Origin of the sequence: Methylocapsa sp. D3K7 (assembly GCF_029855125.1) — a bacterium.
Classification (GTDB): Bacteria; Pseudomonadota; Alphaproteobacteria; order Rhizobiales; family Beijerinckiaceae; genus Methylocapsa.
Map to the genome: position 1 here is coordinate 625,462 of NZ_CP123229.1, position 16,381 is coordinate 641,842.

A 16,381-nucleotide genomic window follows, 5' to 3' on the forward strand; every position below is an offset into this window, starting at 1 on the left:
AGAGGGAACGTTTTCAATCGGAGCGGGCTGCGTAGGCTCCTCGACACTCAGTGCAGACCGCGACGAGCTAATTGCTGTACTCGCGGCGGGGGGGGAGGCCTGCCCAGGCCACTTCGCTAGTAAGCGCGGCTATATCCGGCGCCTCTGTGGCGGCAAGGGCTCCAGTCCGATCGGCCAGCCCTTTTTTGATCGCAGCGTTGACGGCAGCCGGTCCTTGGCTCCAAAGGGCTTCGTCGATCTTGACATAGACGAGTTCGCGTTCTTCTTTTCGGTGGTGGCCCTTGAGACGATCCTCGTACCAATCTGTCCAGACTTCCCAGTCTTGATCAGTGCGTAGGAGCGTTTCTTTCATTTCTAGCCACAAAGACCGTAGTTGTGCTGGCTGGCCCTGGCTCATAGGCGGTGGACCCTTAGGCCATAGTTCTGTACCCGCCATTACGGAAGCTGCAATGTCCTCCTCGATACGACGAGCATCGATGGAAACCGCAAACCAAAACGCGTCCGCTGCGATGATGGGAATATCGCCGTTGTCGAAGGCGAGCATGGCTCGGCTGCAAGCGTAGGAGGCAAATTCGACATCGTCGGCCCCCCCATAGGCGGAACCTGAGGTTGTCTGGGCAGCTGTGATGGCGGCTTCGATGGCAGGGACCGCGTCATCAATTGCGAAAACACCGGTTTGCATCGTTAAGCCGCCGCCAAAATTGGCAGCGTCGTAGGGATTTGAACCGCTTAGCCGGCCTGGAAATCTGGCTACAGCCCAGGAGGCACCTGCCATGCGGAAGACCCGCAACATGACATCGGCGAAGAATTCCGGGTCGGAATTTCGGCGTTGAACCGACTGAACAACCGGTAGAACACGCAAGGCTATCCGCACAGTGAAAGCAGTCGCCACCTCAGACGGCCGCGTTCGCAGCCACACCTCCAATTCCTTTCTGTTCTTAATATTGGGAAAAGGCTCGTCCTGTACGGGTGAGGGTTCCGGTGGTGGATCTTGCTCTACTGCCAGCCGTAAGATCTCGGCGTTAACAGCTGCAGGGCCTTGCTTCCATAGGGCGGCGTCGATGCGCACATAAGCGAGTTCGCATTCATCGTCCTTTACATTTCCATTAAGACGGTCACGGTACCAATTGGTCCAGACGCCCCAGTCCTGCTTCGCGGCGAGAAGCGCAGCTTCCATATCTTGCCATAATGACATGAGAGGTTCCGGCCCAACCAGATGCAGCGGCCATAGCGGCGAACCGGCGATGTCGGACGCTGTCGCGCCCCTTTCTACGCCCGTCGCATCTGAGGATACGGCTGACCAAAAATCGAGTTCTGCATTGGTGACTATTCCCTCGCTAACCATGACACCTGTGGTCGAGATAGCAGCCTTCGCTAAGGCAAAGATGTCCTCAGCACAGTAAAAGACCTCATCAGCAAGAGATGGTTTAGAAACACTAACACGGGCAGCTTGGGCGGCCATGCCAGCGCTTCTTGCGATAGATGACGCGCTGCCAAATGCGCCGAGGTTGACCGGCGGCCCGGCGTATCCCTTGGTTGAGATGGAATATCTTGCCACAGTCCATGCAAAAGCCAACGCGCTAAATACAGGTAGAGCGATATCAGTTGGTTTGTAGCGCAATGTCTCCTGCACAAAAGGCAAGAGGCGCAAAGCCGCGCGCGCGGCGAGCGCCACCACGACATCATGCGGCTGTTTTTGTCGCCACGAGACCCAGTCGTCGCGATCGCTTATCTTGGCCAGCAGCCTCTCCTACGAAAACATTTCGCTGCGCGTAGCATGGCGTCCCGGCCAAGATTCAGCAAGAGATCCTCACTTAATTTCCCGCGAAAACCCCCGATCTTACATCTTCAAAGTGGATCGTACTTGACATAGGAGAGGCCGCTGTCCGCGCGGTTGCGATTTTTTTTGGTGCCATCGTACCAAAGTGTTTCACGTGAAACGTTTTGGTACGATTGGCACGTCAAATCGGACATTCCGGCTACCCTCGCGCGGCGACACTCCGCGTGCCTTGCACGATGGCGAGCGCGGCCTTGAAGGCGGCCTGCGCGTCCAGCGCCGTCGTATCGAGGACGATGGCGTCCTTGGCCGGAACCAAGGGCGCCGTGGCGCGGTTTTTGTCGCGTGCGTCGCGCCGCAAGATTTCTTCCAACACGGCGGCGTAATCCGTGCGTCCGCCTTGCGCGCTCAATTCCAAGGCGCGGCGCGTGGCCCGCGCCTCAGCGCTCGCGGTGACAAATATTTTCGTGCAGGCTTCCGGGCAAATCACGGTGCCGATGTCGCGGCCATCGAGCACCGCGCCTCCAGGCCGCCGGGCGAAGGCGCGCTGCAATTCGACAAGCGCTGCGCGCACCTCCGGGATCGCCGCGACGATCGACGCCGCTTCCGCCATCTCGCGCCCGCGCAGCGATGCTTCATCGAAATCGGTCAGCGCCAACCCCCGCGCGGCGGCGATCGCGGCGGCTTTGTCGGCAAGGTTGCGGCCCTGCTCCATCAGCGCCCGCGCGGTGGCCCGGTACAGGAGCCCCGTGTCGAGATGCGGCAAATCAAAATGCCGCGCCAGATTGCGCGCCAGCGTGCCCTTCCCAGACGCCGCCGGGCCATCGATGGCGATGATCATGAAAAGCGCGCCCCCAGCTGCTCCATGAGACTTTGAAATTTTGGAAAGCTCGTCGCGATCATGCTCGAATCGTCGATCCCCATCGACCTGCGCGAGGCAAGGCCAAGACACAGAAAACTCATCGCGATGCGGTGGTCGAGATGGGTTGCGACCATGCCGCCGCCTTCGACATCGCCCGCACGGCCCTCGACGATCAGATCGTCATCGACGATGTGATTGGAAACCCCCGCCTCGCGCAAGCCCTCCGCCACCGCTGCGAGGCGGTCGGATTCCTTGACCCTCAATTCGGCAAGGCCACGCATACGCGTCTCGCCCGAGGCAAAGGCGGCGGCGACCGCGAGGATCGGATATTCGTCGATCATCGAAGGCGCCCGTGACTCCGGCACATCCACGCCTCTCAAAGGCGCCGCACGCACGCGCAGATCCGCGACCTCCTCACCGCCTTCGTCGCGGCGATCGAGGATTTCGATGTCGGCGCCCATGTCGAGCAATGTCGTAAGAAGACCTATGCGCAAGGGATTCATCATCATGCCTTCGATGATGATGTCGGACCCCGGCACAATCGTCGCGGCGACCAAGGAAAACGCGGCGGAGGACGGATCCGACGGCACCATCACATGCGCCGGGCGTAATTCGGGACGCCCCTCGAGACTGATCTTTTTTCCATGATCCCCGAAAGGCTCGACGGAAAGGGACGCGCCAAAATGCTTCAGCATGCGCTCGGTGTGATCGCGGGTGGCCGACGCCTCGATCACCACAGTACGGCCCGGCGAGTTGAGACCGGCGAGCAGCACCGCCGATTTGATCTGCGCCGAAGCGACCGGCGGCGAAAATTCGATGGGCAGCGGCTCGCTCGTGCCCTTCAGAACGACCGGGCAGCGGCCACCCTCCGACTGCGACAAGACCTCGGCGCCCATCAGGCAAAGCGGATCGAGAATCCGCCGCATGGGGCGTTTGCGCAAGGACGCATCGCCATCGAAACAAGCGGTGATCGCATGGCCGCCGGCGACGCCCATCATCAAGCGCATGCCAGTACCCGAATTGCCGAAATCGAGGGGTTCGCGCGGCGCGAGCAGCGAGCCGATGCCGCAGCCCTGCACGCGCCAGTGCCCCTCACCAAGCCGTTCCACCTTGGCGCCAAGCGCCGCGCAGGCGGCGGCAGTGCGAAGAACGTCGTCGCCTTCGAGCAGGCCCTCGATTTTGGTCTCGCCTATGCAGAGAAGCCCGAGAATCAGGGCGCGATGCGAAATCGACTTGTCCCCCGGCGGTTTGACTCTTCCGCGCAATGGCCCCGCAGCCCGCGCCTGGAGGGCCGGCGCTAACGCCTCCATGGGAGCCCCCAATGCGAATAATCGTGCATAAACAAGCTCATCCCCCGGTTCCGGCCGCTTTCGCGCTTTTGGTACCATGGTGGCGGGGCTTCTGTCATCAAAACGGTGCCGCAATGCAACTTCCATTTGACAGCCGGGCTTTGCACCACTAACCGGACCGCAAAGTCGTCTTCAAGAGGTAGGTTCCGTGGCCAAGCCCGAACTCGGTAATAAGCATCACTGCCAAAATTGCGGTGCGCGTTTTTTCGATCTCAACCGATCGCCCGCCACCTGTCCAAAATGCGGGACGGTTTCTCAGGCCTTGCCATTGGCGCGGGCGGCCCATCACGCTTCGGCCGCCGATGAGGACGAGGCCGAAGTGGCGCCGGTGGCGGAACTGGTATCGCTCGAGGAAGCCGATGCCGGCGATGAGAAAGCCGTGGTCGCGGCGGACGACGACGTCGAGATCGAACCCGCCGATGATCCTTTCCTCGAAGAGGAAGAGGAAGACAACGACGATGTCGGGGATCTCATCGACGGCGAAATCGGCGATGAAGAAGAACGCTAGGCTTGTGAAGCTCGGCGGGTAAGGCTATATAGCCGCCCTGCGTCCTGCCGGCGGCGCGGATCGCACCATTCAGCCCAACTGAATGTTGTTACTATCCGCGCTTCGCGTGATTTCTAACGGTTCGGGGTCATAGCTCAGTTGGGAGAGCGCTTCAATGGCATTGAAGAGGTCGGCGGTTCGATTCCGCCTGGCTCCACCACGCACTGTATAGACTCCGTATAGTTTGGCTGATTTTCGAAAAATCGCGGGTGTACCGAAGGTTACAACTGCAACTTTGAATGTCTTCCGGTCTCCAAAAGGCTTTTTGACCCACACACGGCAAATTATACCTTGGGTCTCCGCTCTCAAAATTTCTTTTCCGTGCTGCGATGCCTTTCGTCATGCGGAGACGGGTTCGAGACTCTACGAGACGGGTTCGCATCCAACGGACTTCACATCGCGGCCCGCGAATGCAATGACCCTTTCGACCATCGATGAGAGTCCGAAAATTGCTTGGCTATTTGGCCACGATTAGGTTCTCGGATGGCCTGATTTGGCGGCGGGACGTTTGGGTGCGTTGATCAGGATCGCGCGGGAAGTCCGAGCTTTTGGCGCTGTTTTGCCCAACTGATGGGCAGATCGGTGAGGCGCGAAAGGCCGAAGCCGCGTGGCAAAGTCCCGTTGGCCACCGCCTCGACAATGTCGGGCGCGATGAAGGCGAGCGACAAGGTCATCCGTGCCGCTCGCTCGCTCATGTTTTCGCGCTGTGAGATCGTCTCGATATCGGGAACGGACCCGGCGAGGATTTCGCCGAGCCAATGCCGGGCTTTGGCGATGCCATTCAGCAGCCTGATCCGCGATTCGGCCCGTATATGTCGCGTTCCCGTGCTGTCGGTCGGCTGGATCACATCGCGCTTGCGGCGGAACGCGTGCGGTGACCATGGCACGACAATCGGATTCGTCGTAGAAACATTCGGTTTGAGCAACAGAATCTCGATCGCCTGACGGCCGACGGTGATCCGCTCGACCAACCGTTCGACTCGCTCACACTCCGAGGCTTGGTCGGCGTCTTGCTCCGATGGTAGCAGCGCCGCCAGCGTATTCATGACGATGCCTTCAACATCCTGCGCAGCAACGCGCGGGACTGAGCCTGCCTCTTCCTTGCGGCCTTGCTGCACAACACAGGAAATGTAGTAGCGGTAGCGGGCGCCCTTTTTGATCGCATAGCTCGGGCTCATGCGGTTGCCGCGGTCGTCATAGATACGGCCAAGCAGCAGGGCTTCAGAGCGCGTTCGTCGCATCCTTCGTGCGGTGCGGTTTTCGTTCAGTTTGGTCTGAACTTTCTCGAACAGGTCGCGATCGATGATCGGTGCGTGCTCGCCCGGATAACTGCACTCTCGATGATTGATCTCGCCGAGATAGATCCGGTTGCGGAGCATATGGTTGAGCGGACCATTGGTGAGCGAGACGCCGCCGCGAGTTCCCCCCGAGGCCATCGGGCGCGCGCGTGTCACAATGTTCCGGTCGCGGAGATCGCGTTGCAGAAACGACAAGGATCCGAGGGCGAGATACCGCTCAAACACGAGCCGCACCGTCGCGGCTTCGGCCGCGTCGATGACAAGCTTGCGATCGTGCAGCGCGTAGCCCAGCGGCACGACGCCCCCGACCCAAATGCCCTTCTTCTTGGAGGCCGCGATCTTGTCGCGAATGCGCTCGCCCGTCACCTCCCGCTCGAACTGGGCGAAGGACAGCAGGACATTCAGCGTCAATCGCCCCATGCTGGTGGTCGTGTTGAAGGATTGCGTCACCGAGACAAACGAGACGCTATGCGCGTCGAAGAGCTCAACCAGCTTGGCAAAATCGGTGAGCGACCGGGTGAGCCGATCGACCTTGTAAACGACCACGATATCGATCCGGTGCGCCCGGATATCCTCGAGCAATTTGTGTAAGGCGGGGCGTTCCAGGCTGCCGCCGGAAAAGCCGCCATCGTCGTAGCGATCGCGGATCAGACGCCAACCTTCCTGCGCCTGGCTTTTGACATAGGCCTGGGCGGCCTCGCGCTGGTTGTCGAGCGAATTAAACTCCTGCTCGAGCCCATGATCGCTCGACACGCGCGTATAGATCGCGCACCGAAGCGGTTCTGCGGCCACACCCTTCATGGCCGATCTCCGACCGAGGAAGGCGCCGGGCAAGACGTGGGTTCGACCGCCGGCAGACACCGTTGTGCGCCGGGCGCACGGCATCGCGACCGGGCCTCTTCCCCTTCATCCGTATTCTGTTGCGCGACGCTTTTCGCCGCGGCTCCGGACGCCCTTGGGATCTTCCGGGGGATCTTGCGGCCATTGCGCAGGCCGAAGAAGCGGTAGCCGTTCCACTTTGTCCTCGTGATGGCAAAGGCCACCGCCGACAGGCTCGCGTAGGATGTGCCGTTCCAGGCAAAGCCATCCTCGCGCACCATCACGCGTTCCATCCGGCCCTGCCATTCGCGATCGAGCCGCGTGCCCGGCTTAAGGCTCCACTGGGACGCGGGCGGAATGGCGGCCGGCGTGGTGGTCTCTGGGCCGCCTCCCATCCCTGAACCCAAACGATCGAGCAAACGCTGTGTATCGCGCGAGACATCCCCGAAGGCATCCACCTGAATCCGATAGGCGAGCACACGCAGGAGGAGAGCCCGCGAGATCCGGGCTGGGGCAATCCGGCCCGAGCGGTTGCGATAGTGCATCCTCAGCTCACCGAGCTCGAGTCGTTCCAGCTGATCGAGCTCGATGGTGAGGGCATCCGCGGCGGCGGGCGACGGGCTGAGCCCCAGCCCGGTCGGAGTCTTGCGGGGCGACTCCAACGTCCTACGCAGCCTGCGCGTGAGGCTCTGAGAGGATTCGGTAAATCGTGTCCGCGCCCTCCCGGCGTTCACGCCCCAGGACATAGCCGCGCTTGCGCAGGCCTGTCAGCGCAGCCCGGGTCGTGTGCGGCAACCAACCGGTTGCAGCCGTAAGTTCCTCGATGCCCGCCCCTTGCTCGCGCGAAAGCAAAATGATCACCCCAGCGAGTTTGCTGCCGGGCCGGGGGGCATTGGCCTCCCTCAGCGCATTTTTCAACGGCCGGTCGACATCTGTATGCGAGGTATTGCCGGTGCGGCCGCTTGTTTCAGAGGGTCTTACGCGCGACTTGGTCGTCCTTGCGCGAGGCGTCGCGTCATCCGACGGCTCTTTGGGGCTGTCGCCCTTCATGGTGCCGCCAGACTTTTTCGCTGGGATCGCATGTGAATTCTGGTGCGTCGTCTCGATCGGGATCGCCTTACACCCAACCGCCGTGATCACCAAGGCATAGGTTTTCCCGGTCTCCACATTGCGGCGCCAAACCGGCATGCCCGTCTTGGACCGGACCTCGCGGACCAACCCTTTGCCGATGAGCGTGCGCACAAAACTTTCGGCGGCCTTGCCCTTCAATTGCTCGGGGATGACAACGACGCCGCTGTCCCGTCCGGCAGCCTCCGAAAGCACGAGAAATTGCGCATCGGTGAGATGGCGGGATTTGCGAATACCGCTGAGCTGGGTCATTGTTGCCTCCATGGCAGGTGAGACGCGGCAACATCGCCCCGTCACCACGCCGACCCCGCTCAGGCGCAACGGCCAGCGGGGCTCATCACGGAGGCGCCATCGGCCGCTTTCGGCCGTGCGTCACGCTCATAGGAACGCTCTCTTCAAAGAAGAAGTCCAGTCCATTTTTGCCAGGTCGAGCCGAAAATCGACCACCTCCGATCTAAATTCACGCGTGACATTGTCTACGGTCTACTGATTTGTAATCAGTAGGTCGCGGGTTCGACTCCTGCAAATCACATCAGGCGCCCGCTTTCTCAATCTTCAGCAAGCTATGCAGGAAAAACGCTATTTAAAATGCTTGCAATCACAGGAGCAGCCAGCCGCCCCGCGCCCGAGCGCAGCGGTCAAAGCCGGGACCTTCATCACGTTTGATGTCCCGGGCTCCACATGCCTCCCCCGCTTCTTCAACTGCACTCATCCCATCGCCATCAACGCAGCGGGGGCGGTCACGGGAATCTACGCTGACGCAATCGGCGCGATGCATGGCTTCCTGCGCGGCCCCACCGGCACCTTCACCAATATTGATCCCCCGGGCTCCACATGCCCCAGGTTCTTCGCCTCTTGCTTCCAGCCCGCCGCCATCAACTCAGCGGGAGCGATCACGGGAACCTCCTCCTGGTCGTCGAGTAGCGGCTTCCTGCGGAGGCGATCACGGGACAATACTGTGACGCCAACACCTGTCACGGCTTCCTCCGCACTCGCGGCGGCACCTTCACCACGATCGATCCACCGGGCTCCAATTTCACCTACGCCAACGCGATTAATCCGCCAGGAGCGATCGTGGGAACGTACCAATCTTTTACCCACGGCTATCTGCGGTCCCGCGACGGCACCTTCACAACAGTCGATCCCTCTGGCCCGCCCTACGTCATGCACGAATGCATGTACCACGCGTCAAGTTTCGTCTGCCACCTCGGTAAGGCGAGAATTATGGTCGCGGTCCTCGCGGTAACGTTCTCCGCCGCGTGCTTGTGGGAGAAGCATCGTTCGCGGTAATTTTCATGGCAGCGCCTTTCTTGCGCGGTATCCGGCCCTTATCCACGAGCGTGGGTCTATTTGCAATTTTGTTTGATCCTTATTCCCTCGTCGTCAAACTCAGTTTTGCATTGGCATCGACTTCCAACGCCTTGCGAAAATTCACCATGCATTTTTTGAAGTTTTGTTCTTTACGCCACTGCGGTGTATTGGTGCGGACTTCGCGCGCGTTTTCCGGCTCATTGCGGAGGGCCTGCAATGCTTGTGGTCCAAGTCGTTGCACGCAGCCACCTTGCCCGGACTTAGAAAACGCGACCAGTTTGCCTCGTGCCACAGCGGCAAGCGACTCAAGGCGCAAAACTTCATCCGCGAGACTTTCGCCAGCATCCATTGTAATCGGATTTATGGCCTCAATCCCACGGTCATGCGCCGCCGCCAAATCCTTGGCGCGCAATGCCAAGTCAGCCCGAAGCCGCGCAAGTCCACCTTCAGCGAATTCAATTTCCGCAAGCGCCCTTTCATGCCGTTGTTTCGTGACGGCAAGTTCTGGCGGCGTCACCAACTCGGCACCATCGCGCAAAGCGATGGATGCGGCTTCGGCCAAGCGAGACATGATCGATGTGAATTCGGCCAGCCCTTCACGAAGTTCCGCCATGCGCCTTTCGGCATTGGCAACCGCCGCCTTCAATTCCTCGACGGCCTTTGCTGTTTTGCGATGGTCTTTGATGGCGTGGGCGAGCGTTAAGCGGGCGGCATCAGCATCGGATGTTGCTTCGGTTTTAAGGGCGAGATTCATTTCCATTTCTCTTTCATTGCGCCATCGATTTGATTTTTCATTGTGCGCACAAGCGCATATTGATTTTGATGGAAAGCTTTGTTGGTCGCGGCTTCCCGCAAGAATGCTTTTTGCTCGGCTTGGCGCTGGGCGTCTCTTGCGGCGAACATGGCTTTCGCTTGTTGCGGAGTCACAAAGTTGGAATCGCCCATAGGAAATTGCTCACTCTTTTGCGCATGTTGGCCGGATGATGGATCGAGTTTCATGCGTTGTCTGTCCAAGGAAACTGGTTTTCATCGACGAGACGGGAGCTTCCACAAATCTCGCGCGAAAAAGCGGACGTTGCCGGCGCGGGCGACGGTTGCGCGCCTTTGTCCCGCACGGCCACTACAAGACGGTCACGCTGGTCTCCGGCGTCCGACTTTCCGGGCTGACGGCGCCGAAAGTCCACGACCGGCCGATCAACGCCGCTTTGTTCGAGGAATGGGTAGAAAAATGCCTGTTTCCCAGGCTCGCTGAAGGCTATATTGTCGTCATGGACAATCTCTCGAGCCGCAAGGGACCAAAGGTCGAGCAACTTATAAAAGCCGCCGGCGCCGACCTGCGCTATCTGCCGCCCTACAGCCCGGACATGAACCCGATCGAAAAAGCCTTCTCCAAACTGAAAGCCTTCTTACGGAAAATCGCCGAGAGGACTGTCGCGGGTTTGATAAGGGCGCTCGAAACCTGCGCCGACATCTTCAAACTCGCAGAATGCGAAAATTACTTCAACGCCTGCGGCTATGACACAGGTTGATCGGATTCCGCTCTAAACAGTAATCCCCTCTACAAACTTCCCTTAGACCGACTGATTATTAGAGCGGGCTCCGAACGATTTGAATGGAATTGAGATTCCCGAATCGGCTGAAATCTGATTCATGATTCCCGCCGCGGAAGGGAGGCAGCGGGCATGGCGCTTTCCGACGATCTTCGCAAACGAGTGGTGGAGGCCGTCGTCTCGGGCGGGCTGTCGCGCAATTCGGCGGCGAAGCGTTTCGAAGTCGGCATTGCGAGCGCCGTGCGCTGGGTCAAGCAATTCGAAGCGACGGGAGAACTGTCGCCGAAGCCCTTGGGAGGCGATCGCCGCTCTGGCCGCATCGAAGCCCATCACGACTACCTCATGGGGCTGATCCGGCGCACGCCGGACATCACCCTGCTGGAGATCCAGGAGCGTCTGATCAGGAATTGCGGCGAGCATTTTTCGCGTTCCGTGCTTTGGCGCTTCTTCGACCGTCACGGCGTCACGTTCAAAAAAAGACCGCGCACGCCACGGAGCAGCAGCGCCCAGACGTGCTGAAGAAACGCCTCGAATGGTTCGAGGGACAGCTCGATCTCGACCCCGACAAGCTCGTCTTCATCGACGAAACGGGCGCCTCGACCAACTTGGCGCGCAAAGGCGGGCGTTGCCAGCACGGGCGGCGGTTGCGCATCGGCGTGCCGCACGGCCACTACAAGACGGTTACGCTCGTCGCCGGCATACGCCTTCGTGGGCTCGTGGCGGCGAAGACCTACGATCGTCCGATCAACGCCGCCCTCTTCGAGGAATGGGTGGAAAACTACCTTATTCCCACGCTTTCGAAAGGTGACGTCGTTGTCATGGACAATCTGCCCGTCCAGAAGGGGCCGCGGGTCGAGGAGATGATCAAAGCCGTGGGCGCCAAGCTGCGCTACCTCCCGCCCTATAGCCCCGACATGAACCCGATCGAGAAGGCGTTTTCAAAACTGAAAGCGCATTTGCGCAAAATCGCCGAGCGAACCGTCGCCGAGCTGATGCGCGCCCTCGAAACCTGCGCCCGACATCTTCAAACCCGCCGAATGTGCAAACTACTTCGCCGCTTGCGGATATGATCCACCTTGATTGGAGCCCGCTCTAATCATTTACCAGGCTAAATCAAAGTATTCGATTGCCGTACCAATATCAATAGTAATCGTTCCCCTCGTAATTTCCGACACTTGATTTTCAAAACGGTTCCGCGCGTCTTTTTAAACAGCCTCTGAGAGAACTTGCTATTTAGTAAACGTAATCCTACCCTTGTTTGTAACAATTTCCATCCTAATAACATTGTTTGAACAACCAACTGTAGTCATATCACATGTAGGACTGTACGGACTGGCGAGACATCTTTCATAGTGCCCATTGTTGGCGATGAGGATGTTTCAAATGACCGATCAAGAACGAGACGTACAGCGCAAGCTCAAGGTGTTGCGACATGCTGAGCAGACGGGTAACATCGCTAAAACTTGCCGCTACTTTGGTATAGGTCGAGCCAGTTTCTATCGGTGGAAAACAGAGTATCAGCCACGTGGCGAAGCTGGGCTCGTCAATGCAAAGCCAATCCCAAAGAACCCGGCCAATCAGACTCCGCCAGAAATCATGGAGAAAATCCTTTATTTGCGAGCCAAATACCACCTCGGACCAATCCGCATTGTTTGGTATCTAGCGCGCTATCACAGCATCAAAATATCCGAGGCGGGCGTTAGCCGGATCTTGAAGCGCAATGGCGTCAGCCGATTGCCGCGCGGAACGCGGGTGCGTAAAGTGCACACGATACGTTACAGCAAACAGGTCCCGGGTCATCACATCCAGATGGATGTCAAATTCCTCACCTTCGCGAATAAACGCGGCGAGAAAGTTCGCCGTTTTCAATATACGGCTATCGACGACGCGACGCGCGTTCGAGCGCTCAAAATCTACGACAAGCATACGCAAACGAACGCCATTGATTTCGTCGATCACGTCATCGAGAAATTTCCGTTCCGCATCAAAGAAATCAGAACCGACAATGGACATGAGTTCCAAGCCAAGTTTCATAGACAAAGGCATCCGGCACGCCTACATCAAAAAAGGAACGCCGCAGCTCAATAGAAAGGTGGAACGATCGCGGAATTCTACCAGCTGTTGTCCTACAAGGACGATATAGACCTTCGCTCGAGGAGTGGGAAAATTTCTACAACTTCAATCGCCAACACGGCGGAAAAACACCTTACGAAGCGCTCCGAGAAAAGCTATGATTCAGCGCTGACCAACTGTCTCGCCGGTTCGGCTGCCTCACACCTTTGCACCTTGCGGGACGCGGCCACTGCTATCAATGAGGCTCTTGGATATCAGGGATATTTGTTTTCGAGGACGAGATTGATAAAAAATGCCAAGCGCCTGCTCAATGTTGGCAGGCGCTCGGGTAAATACATCAATCGTCGTCGTGGCGTTCGATAATGACGGGGGCGCGATGATGACGCTCGACAACGACCGGAGCACGATCGTGCTCAATCACAACGCTGCGATGGTCGCGGTCGTTGTCGCGATCGTAAGGCCGCTCAGAAGGTGTGGGAATGCCGATACAGCCGTCGCCTACTGAGCCGCCGATGCAACCGGCGAAAGCAGGTGATGTGGCTAGGCCGCGAACCCATAAAGCTACTGGATAGACGACCTGTCATGGCCGTTATGCGCCAACTGCGGACAAAAATCCGGCCGACACGCATATCCTGAGGGAACCTCGCGATTCTGGACTATCGCGCTTATGCGGCTTATTCTCCAGCCCATTGCCGACCGGGATTAGGGCGTCGGCAGCAGAGAGACGCTACCGCGCTCCCGCCCCGAAGGCAGGGGAGTGTATTGTGCAGGTCAAGCTCAAAGTCCTCATCGCGGAAGACAACTTCATGATCGCCGATATGGCGGAGGAAGTTCTCGTCGAGCATGGGTTCGAAGTGTGTGGCATTGCCGGGACGGTCGAAGAAACGGTCGCCCTTGGAAAACTCCATAAGCCCGATCTTGCCATAATTGATTACCAGTTGGCTGACGGCGGGCTTGGAACGGAGGCAGCGACCCGATTGCTCGCCAACGGCGATGTTGGCATTCTTTACGCTACGGGAAATTACTCGACCGGCGCTCTGAAGGACGCCGACGGGCATGCGACTATCGGCAAGCCTTACCGCCCCGAGGACCTCATCTGCGCGTTGGAAATCGTCGCGGATTTAAAGGCAAACGGCGCGACGGTCCGGGCGTTCCCTCATGGGTTCCAGGTACTGAAGAAGAAAAGTCTCAATCCGGCCGAGTTTTCCCATGGGTGATGCAGAAGAAGTCAAGAAGCTGCTTCGACAGCAGTCCGCGATTGCCGCCTTCGGCAGTTTCGCTCTCGCGCAAAGCGATTTGCAGACCGTCCTTTCGGAAGCGGCGAGGGTCTGCGCCAGTGGGCTCGGCGTGCGTTTCTGCAAGGTCTGCAAGTACCGGCCCGATGAGAACGACCTTTTGATTGTGGCTGGATTCGGCTGGCAAGCTGGTGTGGTTGGCAACGTTGTCTCACGGGCCGACGCAAGCTCGCCGCAGGGGCGCGCCCTTTCCACCGGCGAGCCATCCATTTGCAATGACTTGCGCAAGGACACTCAATTTGTCTTGCCGCCCTTCTACGCCGAGCACGGGATCATTGCGACCATCGACGTTCTGATTAAGGGCGCGCACGAGCCATATGGCGTCCTTGAAATCGATAGCGACAAGCCGCAGGACTACAACCAGCAGGACATCATTTTCCTCACCGGTTTCGCGAATGTTCTCGCCGAAGCCGTCGCCACTGCGTCGCGCACAGCCCTACTGCAAACAACGATCAGACAGATGGAGGTTCTCGTCGAAGACAAGAACCGGCTGCTGGAGCAGAAGGTGGTTCTCGCGGAAGAGCTGCAACACCGGGTGCGCAACAATCTGCAATTGATATATGGAATGCTGACAAGGCAGCTGGGCGAGACCACCGACGAAAGCGGTCAGCGCGGCATCAGGGCGATTGCCCGGCGCGTGTCAACTCTGGCGCAGGTGTATGACCATTTGCTCGGCGCGGAGATGACACGCACGACCGATTTCGGAACCTATGTGAAGTCCCTTTGCCGCAGTCTCGGCGAAGTTCAAGCATTGCCTGCGAAGGTGACGCTGACCTGCGACAGCGAGGTTCTCATGCTCGACCTCGATGTGGTGACGGCGTTGGGAATTGTCGTAGCTGAACTGGTCACCAACAGCTACGATCACGCGTTTCCGAAGGGCGAGGGAGCGATTGAAGTTTCTGTCCGGCGCGATCCGGATAATGCGAATATGGCCACGCTGGTGATCCGGGACGATGGCCACGGCTTCGAGCCGCAGTCCGGAAGCAAGCGCCACGGGCTCGGTCTTGTCAGGCGGCTCGCGGAACAGGTGCGTGGGACGGCGTCGGTCGCTGCAAACAAGGGAACAGTCTGGACGATTACATTCCCTTTGGCCGACAAATTCGATCAAGACGCGGAAATTTCCGCGAAGCTTTGAGGCTCTGCCTGAGATTTCGCATCGAAAGAGCAACGATCCAAGGATTCGCAACCACCGCAAGGCAAGATTACTACTGCAGTTTGCGGCACGAGGATCGCCTATTCGCACATCGGCCTGCTATTCTGCTTCGGGTCATTTCCGACCGGGTCGCGTCGCTGGTAAATCCGGCCATATCCGCGGTGCCCCCAAAAGCGGAAGTAAAATCAGGTTGCTGGTAGTCGCCGGGACGGGCCGCTACGGGTTGATGTTGTCGCCCAACCCGTGATTCAAACTTCCAAACCGGAGCCTCGAATCATGCGGTATGAACTCACGGACTTTGAATGGGCTGCCATCAGCTCGTTTCTGCCGGACAAGCCGCGTGGCATTCCCTGTGTTGACGACCGGCGCGTGCTCAATGGCATCTTTTGGGTTCTGCGCTCAGGCGCTCCCTGGCGCGACCTGCCATTGTCCTATGGTCCCCGCACCACTTGCTATAATCGCTTCGTTCGGTGGCGGAGGGCTGGCGTTTGGGACCGGATCATGGATGCGCTGGCTGCTGGTCACGACGCGGCGGTGCAGATGATTGAAACCTCGGTCGTGCGGGTGCACCAGCACGGAGCCTGCATCGCGGACAACAATCACCAAGATATGGGGCGCTCGCGAGGGGGCCTAACGAGCAAGATCCACGCAGTAGTGGACACCCATGGTCTACCGGTCCACCTCGCCCTCACGCCCGGTGAAGCGCATGATAATCGGCTGTGTTCGGTTCTCCTCAGCGCCTTGCTCCCACAAACGATGTTACTCGCGGATCGTGGATACGACGCGAACTGGATCAGGGAGCTTGCCCGACAACAAGGAGCTTGGGCGAACATTCCGCCCAAACGAAATCGCAAAGACCCGATCTGCTTCAGTCCGCATTTGTATCGGGCGCGTAACTTGATCGAACGGTTCTTCAACAAGATCAAGCAATGTCGGCGTGTCGCGACCCGATACGACAAACTTGCGGCTAACTATCTGGCGTTCATCAAACTCGCATCAATCCGTATTTGGCTCCGAGCTAATGAGTCCACGCCCTAGTAAGAGCGATGTCCCAAGAAGGATGCGTTTAATCATTTAGGAACTCCTATCGAGCTTGATTAAGAGATATTTGAAGGCTGGGGTCCCAGCCAAGCAGCGAACGGTGTGGAGGAGTGTTGGTTCCCTTTCAGTCCCGCGCCCCAGCCACAGCCCATAGCAACAGCCTGAGACCGAGCCGCAT

At 58.8% G+C, this 16,381-nt stretch carries 15 protein-coding genes, 2 tRNA genes and 3 pseudogenes; 11 read left to right on the forward strand and 9 right to left on the reverse strand.

Annotated elements, in window-relative coordinates; genetic code table 11:
* Positions 1-67: 67 nt before the first annotated feature.
* From QEV83_RS02825 to aroA, 3 genes are all read right to left on the reverse strand, one after another.
* Positions 68-1,642, reverse strand: a complete 1,575-nt coding sequence (locus QEV83_RS02825) for a hypothetical protein (RefSeq protein WP_280129773.1) — start codon at positions 1,640-1,642, stop codon at positions 68-70.
* A 337-nt stretch (positions 1,643-1,979) separates the two neighbouring features.
* Positions 1,980-2,618 carry a (d)CMP kinase gene (gene cmk / locus QEV83_RS02830; protein WP_280129774.1) on the reverse strand — a complete coding sequence of 213 codons (639 nt, stop codon included), beginning with the start codon at positions 2,616-2,618 and terminating at the stop codon, positions 1,980-1,982.
* Positions 2,615-3,949, reverse strand: coding sequence for a 3-phosphoshikimate 1-carboxyvinyltransferase (gene aroA, locus QEV83_RS02835; protein ID WP_280129775.1), 1,335 nt, complete (start codon positions 3,947-3,949; stop codon positions 2,615-2,617). The genes cmk and aroA overlap by 4 nt, the downstream gene beginning before the upstream one ends.
* A 187-nt stretch (positions 3,950-4,136) precedes the next feature.
* Between aroA and QEV83_RS02840 the strand changes: the two genes are divergently transcribed.
* Both QEV83_RS02840 and QEV83_RS02845 read left to right on the forward strand, forming a co-directional pair.
* Positions 4,137-4,496 carry a TIGR02300 family protein gene (locus tag QEV83_RS02840; RefSeq protein ID WP_280129776.1) on the forward strand — a complete coding sequence of 120 codons (360 nt, stop codon included), beginning with the start codon at positions 4,137-4,139 and terminating at the stop codon, positions 4,494-4,496.
* Between the two features lie 123 nt (positions 4,497-4,619).
* A tRNA-Ala gene (locus QEV83_RS02845) sits at positions 4,620-4,695 on the forward strand.
* 361 nt (positions 4,696-5,056) lie between these two features.
* Here QEV83_RS02845 and QEV83_RS02850 read toward each other — a convergent pair.
* The 3 genes from QEV83_RS02850 to QEV83_RS02860 all read right to left on the reverse strand — a co-directional run bounded on the left by QEV83_RS02850 (position 5,057) and on the right by QEV83_RS02860 (position 8,032).
* Positions 5,057-6,634, reverse strand: coding sequence for a recombinase family protein (locus tag QEV83_RS02850; RefSeq protein ID WP_280129777.1), 1,578 nt, complete (start codon positions 6,632-6,634; stop codon positions 5,057-5,059).
* Complete coding sequence (locus tag QEV83_RS02855) at positions 6,631-7,197, reverse strand: DUF2924 domain-containing protein (protein WP_280129778.1); 567 nt, start codon at positions 7,195-7,197, stop codon at positions 6,631-6,633. Before QEV83_RS02855 ends, QEV83_RS02850 begins: the two co-directional genes overlap by 4 nt.
* Before the next feature lie 121 nt (positions 7,198-7,318).
* Positions 7,319-8,032: a DUF3489 domain-containing protein gene (locus QEV83_RS02860; RefSeq protein ID WP_280129779.1), complete on the reverse strand. Its 714-nt coding sequence runs from the start codon at positions 8,030-8,032 to the stop codon at positions 7,319-7,321.
* A 213-nt stretch (positions 8,033-8,245) separates the two neighbouring features.
* Here QEV83_RS02860 and QEV83_RS02865 point away from each other — a divergent pair.
* A tRNA-Ser gene (locus tag QEV83_RS02865) sits at positions 8,246-8,313 on the forward strand.
* 217 nt (positions 8,314-8,530) lie between these two features.
* On the opposite strand, the gene QEV83_RS02870 is transcribed toward QEV83_RS02865, so the two are convergent.
* On the reverse strand, positions 8,531-8,869 hold the full coding sequence (locus QEV83_RS02870; RefSeq protein WP_280129780.1) for a hypothetical protein: 339 nt from the start codon (positions 8,867-8,869) through the stop codon (positions 8,531-8,533).
* Between QEV83_RS02870 and QEV83_RS02875 the strand changes: the two genes are divergently transcribed.
* Complete coding sequence (locus QEV83_RS02875) at positions 8,855-9,070, forward strand: hypothetical protein (protein ID WP_280129781.1); 216 nt, start codon at positions 8,855-8,857, stop codon at positions 9,068-9,070. The genes QEV83_RS02870 and QEV83_RS02875 overlap by 15 nt on opposite strands.
* 79 nt (positions 9,071-9,149) lie before the next feature.
* On the opposite strand, the gene QEV83_RS02880 is transcribed toward QEV83_RS02875, so the two are convergent.
* A complete protein-coding gene (locus QEV83_RS02880) occupies positions 9,150-9,845 on the reverse strand; it encodes a hypothetical protein (RefSeq protein WP_280129782.1) in 696 nt (231 codons plus the stop codon).
* Positions 9,842-10,090, reverse strand: coding sequence for a hypothetical protein (locus tag QEV83_RS02885; RefSeq protein WP_280129783.1), 249 nt, complete (start codon positions 10,088-10,090; stop codon positions 9,842-9,844). Before QEV83_RS02885 ends, QEV83_RS02880 begins: the two co-directional genes overlap by 4 nt.
* A gap of 5 nt (positions 10,091-10,095) precedes the next feature.
* Here QEV83_RS02885 and QEV83_RS02890 point away from each other — a divergent pair.
* The 7 genes and pseudogenes from QEV83_RS02890 to QEV83_RS02920 all read left to right on the forward strand — a co-directional run.
* Positions 10,096-10,620 (forward strand): annotated as a pseudogene (locus QEV83_RS02890) (IS630 family transposase); the annotation flags it as partial.
* 153 nt (positions 10,621-10,773) lie between these two features.
* Positions 10,774-11,721: pseudogene (locus QEV83_RS02895) on the forward strand (IS630 family transposase).
* Positions 11,722-12,024: 303 nt separating this feature from the next.
* Positions 12,025-12,875: pseudogene (locus QEV83_RS02900) on the forward strand (IS481 family transposase).
* A gap of 149 nt (positions 12,876-13,024) precedes the next feature.
* Positions 13,025-13,219 (forward strand): hypothetical protein, encoded by a 195-nt coding sequence (locus QEV83_RS02905; RefSeq protein ID WP_280129784.1) that lies wholly within the window; start codon positions 13,025-13,027, stop codon positions 13,217-13,219.
* Between the two features lie 259 nt (positions 13,220-13,478).
* A complete protein-coding gene (locus tag QEV83_RS02910; protein ID WP_280129785.1) occupies positions 13,479-13,931 on the forward strand; it encodes a response regulator in 453 nt (150 codons plus the stop codon).
* Positions 13,924-15,144 carry a histidine kinase dimerization/phosphoacceptor domain -containing protein gene (locus tag QEV83_RS02915; protein WP_280129786.1) on the forward strand — a complete coding sequence of 407 codons (1,221 nt, stop codon included), beginning with the start codon at positions 13,924-13,926 and terminating at the stop codon, positions 15,142-15,144. Before QEV83_RS02910 ends, QEV83_RS02915 begins: the two co-directional genes overlap by 8 nt.
* A gap of 294 nt (positions 15,145-15,438) precedes the next feature.
* Positions 15,439-16,200, forward strand: coding sequence for an IS5 family transposase (locus tag QEV83_RS02920; protein WP_280129787.1), 762 nt, complete (start codon positions 15,439-15,441; stop codon positions 16,198-16,200).
* Positions 16,201-16,381 lie beyond the last annotated feature (181 nt).